Source organism: Paenibacillus sp. J22P169, from assembly GCF_059691995.1.
Map to the genome: position 1 here is coordinate 1,437,818 of NZ_JCAUAO010000001.1, position 14,741 is coordinate 1,452,558.

The 14,741-nt window shown below is 46.2% G+C and carries 8 protein-coding genes; all 8 read right to left on the reverse strand.

Going from position 1 to position 14,741, the window contains the following annotated elements:
• Positions 1-178: 178 nt before the first annotated feature.
• The gene (locus AC58QG_RS06750) at positions 179-3,070 is read right to left on the reverse strand and encodes a golvesin C-terminal-like domain-containing protein (protein WP_497361326.1); all 2,892 of its coding nucleotides are present in this window, start codon (positions 3,068-3,070) and stop codon (positions 179-181) included.
• An 11-nt stretch (positions 3,071-3,081) separates the two neighbouring features.
• The gene (locus AC58QG_RS06755) at positions 3,082-6,738 is read right to left on the reverse strand and encodes a X2-like carbohydrate binding domain-containing protein (RefSeq protein ID WP_497361327.1); all 3,657 of its coding nucleotides are present in this window, start codon (positions 6,736-6,738) and stop codon (positions 3,082-3,084) included.
• A gap of 30 nt (positions 6,739-6,768) precedes the next feature.
• Positions 6,769-7,908 (reverse strand): peptidyl-prolyl cis-trans isomerase, encoded by a 1,140-nt coding sequence (locus AC58QG_RS06760; protein WP_497361328.1) that lies wholly within the window; start codon positions 7,906-7,908, stop codon positions 6,769-6,771.
• Between the two features lie 88 nt (positions 7,909-7,996).
• Positions 7,997-9,856: a hypothetical protein gene (locus AC58QG_RS06765; protein WP_497361329.1), complete on the reverse strand. Its 1,860-nt coding sequence runs from the start codon at positions 9,854-9,856 to the stop codon at positions 7,997-7,999.
• Positions 9,853-11,055, reverse strand: coding sequence for a CynX/NimT family MFS transporter (locus AC58QG_RS06770; protein WP_497361330.1), 1,203 nt, complete (start codon positions 11,053-11,055; stop codon positions 9,853-9,855). The genes AC58QG_RS06765 and AC58QG_RS06770 overlap by 4 nt, the downstream gene beginning before the upstream one ends.
• 59 nt (positions 11,056-11,114) lie before the next feature.
• Positions 11,115-12,665: an ABC transporter substrate-binding protein gene (locus tag AC58QG_RS06775; protein ID WP_497361331.1), complete on the reverse strand. Its 1,551-nt coding sequence runs from the start codon at positions 12,663-12,665 to the stop codon at positions 11,115-11,117.
• A gap of 72 nt (positions 12,666-12,737) precedes the next feature.
• Positions 12,738-13,712: a carbohydrate ABC transporter permease gene (locus AC58QG_RS06780; protein WP_497361332.1), complete on the reverse strand. Its 975-nt coding sequence runs from the start codon at positions 13,710-13,712 to the stop codon at positions 12,738-12,740.
• A gap of 11 nt (positions 13,713-13,723) precedes the next feature.
• Complete coding sequence (locus AC58QG_RS06785; protein ID WP_497361333.1) at positions 13,724-14,680, reverse strand: ABC transporter permease; 957 nt, start codon at positions 14,678-14,680, stop codon at positions 13,724-13,726.
• Positions 14,681-14,741: the final 61 nt, after the last annotated feature.

Genomic DNA, 14,741 nt, shown 5'->3' on the forward strand with positions numbered 1-14,741 from the left:
TTTAATTTACATAATTTACTAATTTTAATGCCCTGGTCTTGCTGTAAGAGCACCGTACGTTGTCAGTTCTCTCTACTGCCCTTCCTCCCATAGATCGTGAAATTAAATGGAGAGGCCGGCTCTCCGCCCGGTCCTGTATCTGAACCGGTGCCAGGTCCCGACCTCTCCAAAGTATCCCTTATTGCAAAATCGCTAAATCCGTTAATGCCATCATATCAGTGAGATTATCCCAAATAAAAGCTTTGAGTGAATACCCTTCTACCGATTCCGGCGTCGTGATCGACACCGTTAACGTATTATTGTCGTATTTGTTCAATACAAGCTCTTGAATCTTGGTTTCCACGATACCGGATGGAGCGATCAATGCGACAATTAACGTTGCATTCAGATGCTTCTCAGTCGAATTAATGATTCTGGATGATACCGTAATCGTGCCGGTCGTCATAGAGGTTAATACCTGACCATTGGCATCCGTGAACACCGGTGTCTCCACTGTCATCTTCGGTCCGACGATCAACTCAATCGAATTACTCTCGACGATGCGACCGTTATAGCTGAATTTGGCATGGAAATGAGTCACGCCATCGGAAATCCCGCTCACGACTCCACCGTTGATAGTTGCAATAGTCGGATCGTCAACGATATAAGACAGCTCCGTGGAATCCGTAGGTAATTCTACCATCTGCCCCTCGCTATCGGTGCCTGACACGGAAAATCTCGTGGTTTCACCTACGCGCAGCTGCAGCTTCGTAGTGAACAGCTGAATGCGAGCGATATCCTCCAAGCCGAAACCTTCCAGATAAACAAGCTTAATCGCATCCGCCACGACCTCGCCACTTGCTGCATCGCTCAGTTGAACATAGCCTGAAGTACCTGCACTGAAGCTATGGATGCCGAGCTGATTCCAGGTTCCGCCTCTTACCGGTCTTTGATCGGCCGTATAGGTTTTCGATCCTGTTGAAGAGGTGACCGTGTACTTTGCATTCCCTGCTCTCGATGAACCGCCGTCCGGCAGGTAGTAATACACCGCGTAAAAACCAGGGATCGTAACCTGCGGTGTCCATTTGACCGAGTTCGTTCCTGAGCCTGCTGCAATCTTCACAAAGTTGTTATTATAGGAATTGGTTCCTGTTGAAGCCGTCCATGTGCCGACCTTAACAGCCTGCGTATCGTCGACGATGATGGACTTCCGCGTTTTTACAGCAACACTTGCGCTTGGCTCGGACGGATTCCAATTCCTGTCTTTAGCTACCACGTAGAGATTGTAATCTGTATCTGGCGTGAGTCCTGTTACCGTAGCTTCATTGCTGGCGATCACGGAGGCAAGCAGCTGATTGTTCGCTGCGTTATAAATATCCGCATCCAATTCCACACCATTTTCGGAAGCTGCCCATGTCAAGGTAACAGTCGAGTCCTGGTAATCTTTCACAGCCAACGTAGTCGGTTTCACCGGAGCAATCGTGTCATTAATTGCGGTAGAAGAATCTTCGAACGCTCCTATATCCGGCAATCCTCTGTAAATCGGATTGTTCCAGAAGTCTCTTCCTCCGTTGTTAGCGACGACAGCGCCTGCGCCAATCAACGGTGAATCCGGCTTCAGTTTATAACCATCTACCGTGTTGTAACCGTCTACGCCTTTACCCGGATCTACGAAGCCAGGATCGCCGACGACGTTATTCTTTCCTTGTGTCGGTGCGGCTTTGCCATAGAAAGCGTTGGACAGGAATTTGGGTCCTGTCGGATACGTTTCTGTGACGGGAGACGGCCCAGTTACATAGAAAACGTTGTTCATATAGGTGGCATTCGGATTATTTTTCATTTGGAACCCTATGCCTAGATCATTATAGAAGACGTTGTTATAGTAGATTCCTGGGTCATTGATGTTCATCGTGTAGCTATGCCATCCGTCACGCTTATCGTTCTGACTGATGTTATAGCGTAGGATGTTGATACCGCCTTTCAACTGTCCCATATCCATGAAGAATCCGCCCGCATTGTCATGGGTGTAGTTGTATTGGAAAATATGATCGCCTCGCGTAGCCAGATCCGTGTCAAAAGCTGCGGAATCCGAGTCGGCCTTGATCTCCGCACGTGTACGCCCTACTTCGTTAAATTGCACGAGCGCCCGGTCGGTTCTCCAAACCCAAATACCAGCAATCCATTTAATACCAGGGGCATAGGCACCAGCATCCAAACTGATATTATGTTCGATCAACGGATTAACCGATACCCCTACAATGATGCCGTCTGCACCCGTATTTGATACTGTGTTACCTCTAATCGTGACATTTTTGTTAAAATACGCGACATCATTTGAGAATGCTGTAATATTAACCCCTATGACCGCTAGATCATGAATATAATTGTTTTCAAGCGTCAAACCGTCAATATACGCTTTGGGCTTACCCGTTTCAAATTCCCAAGCTTCGATTTGAATACCGGCGTTCGCATTTTTGTTAACTCCTTTATCCTTACCATCTGTGGTCGTGGTCGTCGCTTCGCCTGTCAAATTCATCCCTGTGACATCATGGATATCCATATTACGAATGGTAATATCATTCATAGGTCCATTATGAAATGACTTAATCCAGATCCCGCTTCTTCTGTAAAAACCCGTTTTGTAATCATCTGGGGCCGCTGGATTAAAGTTCGTTAACTCCAGATCCTGCAGCGTGATATACTGAATGTTTTCCAGATCAATTGCTGCATAAGCGGCATTAGCATTGATGATCGGCGTAGGACCATCCCCATATTTGCCTACAACAATCGGATTGCCCTCTGCCCCGGAGCTTTTCAGCTTCAAAGAGCCCGACCAGGAACCGCCAGATTTGAACAAAATATGATCGCCAGGTTGAAAATTGGTCTTGTTGTTCACTTTCGTTAAGCTTTTCCAAGCTGTCGCTTCACTCGTTCCGTTACTACTGTCATTTCCGTTTACGGCATCAATATAGTAGGTAACTCCGTCAGCATAGGCACGATTAACAGGACCGACAGCTCCCCATACGCTTAGCAGCATAATTGCAGCCAAGGCGATGGAAATCATCTGTACAACTTGACGTTTAAAATTCATGGTTACCCTCCTCATTGGCCGCCGATGTAAGACAATAAGCCATATTCCAAAATGTAGTCAATAGCCGCTCGCTTCGCCGCCGCATTGCCATCGAGATCCAGACGAAGCGTGATCGGCTCATCAAATGGAGTCACGCTAAGGTTCTGGCCAGATGGACTAGTCACGGTCAAAACGAAATTGTGATTTTCACTGCTTACTTTAGCAATACCTTGAAACTCAGGTGCAGCAAGTGGCGTGATGTTGAATGTCGCCACAGCATTCTTCCATTCTGATCCTGTTGTGAGTGCAGCTACTTGTTTGAACACTTCCGATGGGATGCTCACGTTTAGCTCATTCGACTTGATATCGATCTTTTTCTTTCCTTTGGCGCTAAAGTCTTCCGCTGGAATGCTAACCTGGAGCGCATTGGAAATAACGACGATACTCACATTTTCTTCTGAATATATCGTGTTAATAACCTGCAAGGTCAACGCAGATACAGCTCCTGCACTGAATTCGAAAGAGAACGTCGCGTTGCCTATAGGCAACGTCGCGAGGTACGTCTTTGATAATAAAACTCGGGTACCGTTCACTGTATAATCCGTTCCCGCAGCAAGCAGATAAGCTCCATTCTTGATCGCCGTCAGCGTATTCCCATTCAAGGTCATGTCAACGTTTACATCAGCTCGCTTGGAAACGTTCTTGTCAAACGAAGCCGTTATTGGCGAGATGGTCGAAATCCCATCACCAACCGTAAAGGCCGCTGTTTGCGGAACTTGGATACCTTGGCCGCCAACCTTAACCGTGTACGATCCTTTTTTATTCGCCAAACGGCTTAAATCGAACTGGAACGTAAAGTTACCCTCTTCATCGCTAACGGTTTGATCCAACGCAATCGTAGTTCCGGTTGCATTTTGCATCGCCAACGTCACAAATTTGTCCTGGAGATTAAACGTTTGTCCGCTCACTGTTACGAATTGCGCGCTCGGATCAACGATCGCCGCCAAATTCATCTCTGATGCTGGTGGTGACGATGGCTCAAAGGCAATCTTGCCAAAGTTTCCTCTTACCTTTTTGGCTTGCTCACCGTTAATCGTCCAGCCCCATTGTCCACGGCTTGCAAAGCCTCCATCGCTTAGGAAAGCGTTTAGAATGAACGGTTTGCCCGTCCACGGCTGAGACAAACCTAGTGCGTGCAGAGGTATGGCCGCTTCCATCGTATAACCTTTTCCATCTGTATCCTTCTTGAGCTCCATGAAGACAGACGGCTTGGAGTTTACACCATTAATGGCCATGTAGGATTGATAACCAAAATCGATACCACTTCCGAGTACCAGCTGAATATCTGTAGGCAGCATTGTACCCTTTTTGTCCGGATACAGGGAATAATCAAGATCCTCAGCGCCCATAAACAATTCCAGCACATCACCGTTCCAAATGCCGGTTCCAGTTTTGGTGTTGATCATCGGTGTTGGATCTTTGATTTTGGCTCCGAGATACAGCTTCCTCTCATCATATTTGAAATAAATATCCGCACTGTGCTTATCCCCGTTATTATCGGTTACGCCTGCAATGCGCAGCAGCTCGCTGCCAGCCCATTCACCAGTCGGATTTCCGTTCGTATCGGTGTCAACCACACCATCTAAGACGATTTCTCCTGAAGCCTGTTTAATCACAATATCGGTATCAATCGGAGCTACAGTAACTTCCGCCCCATAGCCGAAAGCCATCTTCGTCAAGTAAGGGAACCCATTTGCTATATTTCCGATAAGCTTCACTCTTACGAATTTCACTCCTGGCGGTAAATAATTCGCCTGCAGAACATCCGGAATGCTGTTATTGGCTAACGATCCGAAAGCAGGATGTTTATAAACACCGGCGATATTGTAAACCGTGAAATCGGTGCCATTGGTCGAAGTCCAGATCTCCATGGCTTGGCTGCTCGGCAGATTGCCGAAATAATAGCCTTCGACGTAAGCATTTTTGAAATCCTTACCAGCTGGGGCTGCATACGTCATCATCGAGGCAACCGTCGGATCCCTACGTTTAATATAAGAAGTTGTGCCGAAGGTTCGAATATCCGCTATATTCGTTGGATTGACCACTTGCAGATTGCTCGTATCACTCCCCGCTGTGTACATGGCGAAACTGGATGCATCATCAATCAGATAACCACCCAATGGCGCTGTCGTTGATAGGGAACTTTCGATGGTGATTTGATCAATTCTGAAGTCATTTGCTGTAGCTGTATCTCCATAAAATCCAGATTGTGGTAAAATGACGCGGAGATATTTGGTTCCTGGTGTAATTGGTTCAGCCGTCGAGTATGTCGCTTTCACATACTGAACACCGGATGTCATGAGTTCCGGACGAAGCTTGCGAAGTAGGGTCACTTTCTTACCGTTCTGGAAAGTACCTGTCTGGCTGTTGTACACCGCTTCATACACAGACAGTTCATTTTGAACCGTAAAGTTCAGCGTCCATTTGTTATAAGTGACTTCCATATCCAAGGACTTAAAGTCATTCGTACCGGCATAATATGAGAAATCGCCAGCCACGCCAACCGCACCGCCACTGTTAATGGTCGTTCCTTTGTAACTGAACACTTTTGAGAAATTAGTCAAATCATCAATAAACCGATTACTGCTGTCAAAAGTGATTGTATTGCCGATCACGGTTCCAGCCTGTGGGGATGTAGGCGGCTGCGATACATATACGCCAGTGCTTACGATATGCGAGCCTGTTGTCGTCCCCTGTTGCGCAACAGGTGTCACACCAAAAAATAAGAATTTGCCGATATCTTCCGCCACAATTGTATAGTCGGTATTCACTGCATTCGCTATAGCTGTTCTATCCGAACCATTCGCTTGTGTGCCTCGGTACCACTTGTAGATCGACGTTCCTTCAGGATCCGATTCAACATCGCTGAAGATATAATCGCCTGTTAACGTATTCCCAAGTGTAGGCGTGCCATACACATTTAATGTCACCACAGAGGGAGCTTGGTTTGTTGGAACCCCTCCAGTTTCTTTAACAATGACGATATCGTCCACGGCGGTTGTGCCTGCTCGATACCGGTACGAAGAGAACGCATACTGGGATACTTCAGTCGCAGTCGGCGTGTAAATTGAAATATTTGCAGCCGAAGTAATCGGTACACCATCAATCGCTACACTATATTTCTTGGCCACCATATCAACATCCACGTGAATGTTGTACCACTGATTCGCCACAATGCCGGACTTGACTGTGGTCTTATCAGTTGCACCTGTTGTTCTGCGCGAAATCGTGTTGTTGTAAAATAATAGCTCGACTACTTTCGCGCCACTCCCATCCTTCAGAGCAAAGAAGTAACCTTCGAAGTCTCCGTTAATTGTACTCGTCTTCGCACGCAAATCTGCGCTAATCGAAGTAGTTATGGGTGTAGCAAAGTTATATGTAGCTGTATTTGCAGTACCATTATTATTCTCTGTCGTAGACAAAGAGCGGTTTCCATAAGTATCTGAAATAACACTGACTACATTGGGACTTGCTGAGGCAACCCATCCCGCAGGAACTTGGCCAACAGTTGTACTTTCAAAGTTTTCCGATAAAACAGTTACAGTTGCGGCCTCGGCCTCTTGAGTTGATAAAGGAATCATGCTGAATAAGAGAGCTGCCAATGTAAGAATTGTTACTAGTTTTCTCATTCTGCCACCTCGTCATTATCTCGAATTTCCTTACTTATCGAGCAATACTTTAGCTGCAACGGACTTTACATTCTCGTCATTTACAATCAGCTCAGCATGACTTGCTTGATCTTGAAGGAACCGATCGAACGCCTGATCGCCTAGTTTTTGTGCAATCCCCTTCTTCACCTCATCCAGTGGAAGTAATGTATCAGCTTGTTTTTCCACACATTTTAGTAGGTTAAGTGTCTGCTTCTCCTCAATAACGCCGCTAATTTCATCCTTTTGCAGACCTTTCGCTGCTAAAGCGATGGCAGGACCTGACATTGCATCCAATCTGGCCGTGGTGGCGTCGAAAAATTGTTCCTTGCAGGTGTAGATAGCGGGCTGATTTTTACAATAAGAATCGGTTACTGCCGTGAAATCTTCCCCTGCTTCCAATTTCTTGTTGATACCCTTCATCAGAAGCTCAGCACTCGATTTGGATGTTCCTTCGTTCGTTAAAGTATAAGATATGGAAAGCATTTTCACCTTGCTCGAACCTGCTTTCACAAAATCCCGTTTGTTCTCATTATAATAAGCACTAATCTCTTCATCCTTGATTGCCGCACTGTTGTTCAGCTTACGCTTAAGGTCTTGAAGCAATTGTGACTGTCTCATCTCGTAATAAGCTTTTTCCTCAAGTCGTTTTGGACCATAGATTGGCTTGCCGCTTCCTGCATCCTTTGTTCTTCTTTCATTTTCGCTCCGCAGTTCTTCAAGAAAAGCCGTATAACTGGCATCTCGAAGCAGACCATGCTGAATGCCTAGCGATTGCTGAACCTTCAACATCGTCACTTTCTGTAGCACGTCTTTTGTTATTTTGTCCAAAGGAACTTCACCTTGAAAACTTGTTGTCCAAAACTTCGGACCATCTTCTGCGCCATATTTATGTTGAAAATAGGCAAGGAGCTTAGCGCGCTCCGCCAATAAAAAGACGGAAAATTCTTTGGCTTCAACAACCTCGCCGCCCACGGAAGCAACACTTGCAGCATCAGAACTGTCATCTCGATTAAGCGTGATGCTTCCAGATAGCAAAATGCCTGCCAGAACCAAGATAAAACACCATAAACCGATAGTCAGCTTGCTGTTCCTCGCCTTTTTCATATGTAATTTCTCACCTCCAAGTGAAATCGTTTTCAGATCACCCACATATTAACAGTTACGAATTAGCTCCGACTATATGGTTACATGACATTAACATCGAATTTGTAACCTATTCTACAAAGTCAGCAACGAACTACTTTAATTCAAAGTAAAACTCGAAGTGGTAACGATGCGAATGATTCTCATCATTTTGTTTAAGATTAAAATCTAACGCATAGAACATCACTTCCTTGCCAAAATGGTTCATAAAGTTCAACTGCTCCACCGACGGATCCAGGAAAGCTTCATCAAACTGAATGACTAACCTGTAACGACTGCCCTCCAGCTCAACACGCCCTTGCCCATTAATCTTAGGCTGCATGGCACAAATAAACCGTTCCTTCACCGAGTTCATGCCTTCTGCAAACTCGAATTGATCCTCCAATTGAAGTCTAGGAGGACTGCAATCCTTTTGCCACGTCCAACTGCGTTCAAATGCGTGTAAATTCGCTTGCCCATAGGTATCCTTCAGATCCAATTTAAAACGGTCACAAACGGGACCGATTTCCGCCTCAAGCACCTTGGCCTTGATCTCCTTGCCCGTGAGCTGAAGTTCATTATTGATCAGTGGAATGGAATGCCCTTGCGCGCCATTGCCGATAAACGTGTATCGAGCTGGACTAAAATACTGTTTGGTATAGAGACCGGCGCCCATATCGGCAAGAAACGTTTCATCCCCAGCAGTCAAAATAAAATGACCAATGTCATTATGATTATGCGGCTCATCATTGTAACCGCCTTTAGCAGCGAAACAGAAGCTGCCATTCTGTTGATGAACACGCGAAATGACCCACTGCGCATCCGGCAAATAATAAGAAGCTTCTTCCCAGTCCGTTCCTTTGAGGTTTGCGTCAAACCAAATCAATTTACGAAGTGCTGGTGCGAAGCGTCCGCAATGATCGTAAATCTGCTTGCCCTCGAAGCTGTATTCAGGGATATGCAGCTCAGGTACTCTTCTAGCCCATTCGTGTGTCAGCCCGATATTCACATCTGCTTCATCTTGCGAATCAGAGAAATTAACCGTCTTTTTCCCTGTCAGAAAACACTTTTGCTGAAATAAGGCAATTGCTTTCACTTTTGGGTGATTGAAAAGGTTGATGCCTCCAGCCGTCCTGCGTTCTATCAGATGTGCAGCATACGTATAGTATCCAAAGCCATAACTCCAATACATATAGCCTTCCAAACATGCGCCGTCATCTCCATAGCCTTCCAGGAAGAGATCAAGAATCGGGAGCGCTTTCTCCAATACCAAGGCAAGCTCCTGTGAATCTTCAATCAGATAAATCGCAGCTGCGGCAATCGAGCCAGCGCATACAGCCGCCCAATTATTGCGCACAGCTTCCCAAAAATAAGCGTTATGCAGATAGGGAATAAATACTCGGCGATACGTTTCTCTATAAATACGACCACGCACAGCCTCCGGCCACCACTCTCCCGTAAGTTGTAAAATTTCAGCTAACGTAAACGCTGTTTCCGCTGCGAAGAGATCGATTCCTAACGCGGGATCATGGTTACCAATATTGGGATCATGGACGGACTGCCGCATCGCTACGTTTCCAGGCAAGTTCTCAAAATGTGCGGGAACACACCAAGAAAACTCATTGCAGATGGCCCAAACGATGTCTAGCAACCCATCCCGATAATCTTCACGTTCTGGCCATAGCCAACTCAACAACCCTAAGGCGGCTAATCGTTGCCTCCGATGGAAATATACCGCCTCATACGATTTGCGGTTTCCATCCTCCCATATTCTACGGAAAAGCGACCAAGGCAGATCGGGGATCGGTGTCTGCAAAAATCGATCCCCTTCTGCGACTAATTGTTCCAGATATGGCAAATATGCAGCATCGGTAAGGATTCGCATGTGTACTTGTTCGCTGTCTTCATCGAACAACCATGAGCCCGAGCCCGTTCTGATAATACCCAAATGCTCGCGAATTTCATCAACATTCATGCAGATAACCTCTCTTCTTCCGGAAGCCGGATATTTCTCCCTGCGCCAAGCCCTGCCCATAAGAAAACGATGATAGCTACGAATAGCACACTTAGCGGCATACGCCAGCCTCCACTCAAATCATGCAGCCAGCCGAATAAAGCTGGTCCTGTACAAGCAAGCGTATACCCGATGGATTGCGCCATGCCGGATATTTCGGCTGCTTGACGCGTGCTGTTCGTTCGCAAATTAAAGAACATCATCGTAAGGCTAAAGGCGAATCCAGCCGCACTGCCGATTAGAGCGCCACCTAAGGCAAGCAGCACCGCATGATTCATAAATAAACAAATAACCCCGCCAATGGACATAGCCGCACTCGTCAACGCTAATACGCGTTGATTCTTTACCTTAACTGCGATCAAGGGTACAACGAAATTAAAAGGTAGCCCGGCAAATTGCATCAAGGCGACCATGACACCAGAGGTGCCTGCCCCGACTCCGCGTTCCGCTGCAATATCGGGCAGCCAAGCCATAACCACGTAGAAAAAGAATGATTGCAGACCCAAATACAACGTAATTTGCCAGGACAGTTTATATCGCCATAAGGATATACCTTTACCTTTTGAACTTTGATTAACGGCTTGCGTTGCATGCCGACGAGCTCGAATGCAATACATCCAATACAATGCGGTTATGATGGCAAGGAATCCCCACAAGGCCAACGTTTTCTCCCATCCCCAGCCTAAAGATCTGGCAATTGGGATACTTGTGGCCGAAGCAATGGATCCTGTTAGATTCATCGAGACTGTGTAAATGCCGGTCATAAATCCAAGTCGGTCTGGAAAATATCGATTAAGCAAGGATGGCAGCAAGACGTTGCCCACAGCGATGCCCATGCCAGCCATTGTTGTACCAACAAGCAATAGACTCACACCTGACCATGGTCGCAGCAAAAGGCCGGACGCCAGCAAGAATAATGCGGCCAAGACCACGCGTTCCAACCCAAAGCGATTGGCCAGTCGTGGCGACAAGATAGAGAAAGCTGCAAAAGCCATTAGAGGCAGCGTCGTTAGTGTGCCTGCCACAAGATGTGACAAGCTTAACTTTTGACTAATCGATTCCAGCAGCGGACTAATGGACGTTAATGGCGCCCGCAGATTAGATGCAATGAGTACAATGGCAATGACCATGGCTAGTTTATTTTTCTCAATTTTCCACATGCAGCTCACCCTTACTTAAATGGGAACGGCCCCGATTATCGGAGCCGTCCATGTATTCATTATTTTTTGTTAGCAGCAGCCCATGCTTCCAGCTGTGTTTGAACTTCTTTATTAATTTTGTCCATACCCGCTGCTTTCAGCTTCTCAACCATCTTAGGCAGGTATTCTACTGGGTCTAATGTACCTGTAATCAAACCAGGGTAGAACTCAGCTAAAGCATTGGTGTACGCACTGATTTCGTTTTTCACATTTTCATTGTTGAAAATAAAGCCAATGCCCTTCGCTTCTTCCGCGTCCGTATTAAACTTATTGTATTTATCCCATTTCTGCGGATCTTCGTTCGTCCAGAGGTAATCATTGAATTGATTGCCGAACATGTAAGGCGCTCCAAGAGAATAGCCGGAAGTTTGCGCTGTTATACCCTGTGGGAAGTCGATCGTATTCGCGTCTTTCTTCACAAAGTGCTTGCCTTCAATCCCGAATGCAATCATATTGAGCAGCGCTTTATCCGAATACAGCAGATTCAGGAACATCATGACACGCTCTGGATTTTTGGACGTGCGGGAAATCGACAACATATTTCCGAGTACACTGCCCGTCGTAATCAACGGCTTCGTAAACTCGACCTGCACCCATTTTTGACCACTCGCTTGTGACACTTCCAAATCTTTCCCCGGTTTCAATGTTTCAGGGAAAGCAAATACTTTACCTGAACGGTACGTACCTGCGAAATCGGTCAACGTAGCAGCGTCTTTGTTGATGTAGCCAGCTTTATACCATTTATTCGCCAGCTTCAGCATATCCATGTAGCGTGGATCGCTGTAAAGGTCAACTAGCTTCAGGTCTTTCGTGGAACGGTCCAGGACGCCAAGATTCGTTGCGCTGGAGCTTGCTCCGTAAAACATACCATCTTGCAAGGCGATGAATAGCGCATTGCCCTTGCTGCTTAAGAACGGAATCATCCCCGGCTCATTCTTCTTAATGACCTCGAAGAACGGCTCCATATCTTCTGGTTTTTTCACTGAAGCGAGATCGAACTTATACTTATCTACTAAATCTTTGCGCACCAGGAACCCTTTATTGGCGGCAAATTCTTTGTTGGTCGGCATTCCGTACGTGACGCCGTTGTACTTGATCCCGTTCATCACCTTAGGATTTACAATTTTCACTGCATCTTGCCCATATTTGGCTATCAAGTCATCAAGCGGAATGATCGATTTGTTTTGGATTTTGCCAACCCAGTTGTCCCATGACGTCGTCCACGTAATATCAAACACTTCGTTGGACGCGTATTTTAAATTCATTTTGTCCGCCCAACTGCCCCAATCAATGACCTGCATATCGAGCGTTACATTAATCTTGTCTTTCAAATACTTGCTGATCTCAGCGTTCACAAGCTCTTGATCTTTCTGTGGAACACCAGGCACGAACATCTTGATCGTGTACGGATCTAGCTTTGGTTGTGCTGCGGCCGAAGCCGTTGGAGTTGCGCTTGTAGCGGGTGCTGGGCTGTTGGTGCTTGACGGGTTTGAGGAGCAGGCGCTGAGCACAAGGCTTGCAGTTAGGGTGATCCCTACTGCAGCCCCAATTCTACTGCGAATCGATTTCATTTTTTAACCCTCCATTTAGTTCGTATTTATAAATTTGCTCTATGCTCGACCGGTGTGATAACCGGATGAAGCCTACCCTTTTACAGCGCCAACCGTTAAACCTTTTACGAAATATTTCTGGAAAAATGGATACGCCAGTACAATTGGCCCCATTCCGATTATTGCCATCGCCATCCGAGCCGTTTCACTCGGAAGTTTGGCAGTCTGATCGCCTACTCCGCTGTCCACAGCAATGGTAGTTAAATATTGCAAGTTTCGCAGCGCTTTATACATCAAATATTGAATGGAAACCAACTTATCCGAATTCAAAAACACCAAGGAGTTAAACCAATCGTTCCAGTAGCCTAACGTATAGAACAGACCGATGGTCGCCAGCACTGGCAGCGATAACGGCAGAACGATTTGTGTAAAAATCCGGATCTCGCCAGCTCCGTCAATCTTGGCTGACTCCAGGATGGATGGATGAATGCTGGTCGTAAAAAACGTCCTCATAATAATCACGTAGAAGGCACCTAGCAAATGATTCGGAACAATCAATGCCCAAATCGTGTCCCGCAAATCGATGAAGTTGGTGTACACGAGATACCAAGGTACCAACCCTCCGCCGAAAATCATCGTGAAGAAGACGAAAAAAGAGAAGAAATTTCGAAAAGCAAAATCTTGCCGGGATAACGGATACGCGACCAAAGCTGTTATCGTGAGCGCTATGATCGTTCCGAATACCGTCACGAAGATCGTAATCATGTACGAATTAAGGATCGGACCGATATCACGCATGAGATACTCATAGGCAGCCCAGCTGAATACGCGCGGGATGACATTATAGCCATACAGGTAAATCGTATCCTGATCCGTCAGCGAAACGCCCAACACAACGAGCACCGGAAAAATACAGGCAGCTGAGAACAGCAGGAAGAACAGATGCAAAATAATTTCAGTCGGTTTTTTAATGGAATTGATTTCGCGCTTCCGCCTTGTCAGCGAAAGTTTGCTACCCTGCGGGGGAGCTTGCGAGGCTACAGTCAACTTCTGAACAGATTCTTTCATTCCGGCTCCTCCTAGAACAATGCATTTTCTTTATCAATTTTACGCACCACGTAATTCGTGGTTAGCACTAGCACAAATCCTACGGAAGCTTGATATAAACCAGCTGCCGAGGACATCCCGATGTCTCCCAGCGTGAGAAGCGCGCGATACACATACGTATCAATAACCTGTGTGGCTGAGTAGAGCGCCCCCGAATCAAGAGGTACCTGATAGAATAAACCAAAATCCGCATTGAAAATTTTACCGACCTGCAATAGCATCAAGATAATGAGCACGGGACGAATGAGCGGAATCGTAATGCGTGTAATCTGCTGCCATTTGCTTGCACCATCGATATGCGCTGCTTCGTAGTACTCGTTATCGATACCGATGATCGCCGCCAAGTATACGATGCTGTAGTAGCCGACAGACTTCCATATATTCACAAGCGGGAGAATATACGGCCAGTACTTAACCTCGCTGTACCACGATACCGCAGGAAAACCGAGCGGTTCCAGCAGTATTTTGTTAACAAAGCCGTACTCACTGTTTAGCAAAGAATACACCAGATAGCTAACGACGATCATGGACAAGAAGTAAGGAAGAAACATGACGCTTTGATAAAATCGTACTGCGAGCCGCACTCTCATTTCATTCAGCGCAATGGCAAACCCAACCGGAATGACGAGATGGAGCAAAATAAACAACGCATTATACAGCACTGTGTTTCGCGTAATGATCCAAACTTCCTTCGTACTGAACAAAAACTTGAAGTTATCGAACCCAACCCAGTCGCTGCCGAGAATCCCTTTGGAGTAGTCGATGTGTTTAAAAGCAATTACGACACCGAACATGGGTATGTAGTTGTTTAAGATTAGATACAGGACGCCAGGCAGAAGCAACATAAGCAGCGCCTTGTCTTTCCTCACATTTCGCAAGAATCGTACGAACATGTTCTGTGACTTTAAATTAATGTTAGAGCCTTTCATCGGATGTCACACCTTTCACTTAATTCCTATACTCATAGTATACTGTCGTTTTACAACTCTC

Bases quoted from the DNA above. Each gene is read 5' to 3' on its own strand.
- AC58QG_RS06750 (WP_497361326.1), bottom strand. From the start codon at position 3,070: ATGAATTTTAAACGTCAAGTTGTACAGATGATTTCCATCGCCTTGGCT.
- AC58QG_RS06755 (WP_497361327.1), bottom strand. From the start codon at position 6,738: ATGAGAAAACTAGTAACAATTCTTACATTGGCAGCTCTCTTATTCAGC.
- AC58QG_RS06765 (WP_497361329.1), bottom strand. From the start codon at position 9,856: ATGAATGTTGATGAAATTCGCGAGCATTTGGGTATTATCAGAACGGGC.
- AC58QG_RS06770 (WP_497361330.1), bottom strand. From the start codon at position 11,055: ATGTGGAAAATTGAGAAAAATAAACTAGCCATGGTCATTGCCATTGTA.
- AC58QG_RS06775 (WP_497361331.1), bottom strand. From the start codon at position 12,665: ATGAAATCGATTCGCAGTAGAATTGGGGCTGCAGTAGGGATCACCCTA.
- AC58QG_RS06780 (WP_497361332.1), bottom strand. From the start codon at position 13,712: ATGAAAGAATCTGTTCAGAAGTTGACTGTAGCCTCGCAAGCTCCCCCG.
- AC58QG_RS06785 (WP_497361333.1), bottom strand. From the start codon at position 14,680: ATGAAAGGCTCTAACATTAATTTAAAGTCACAGAACATGTTCGTACGA.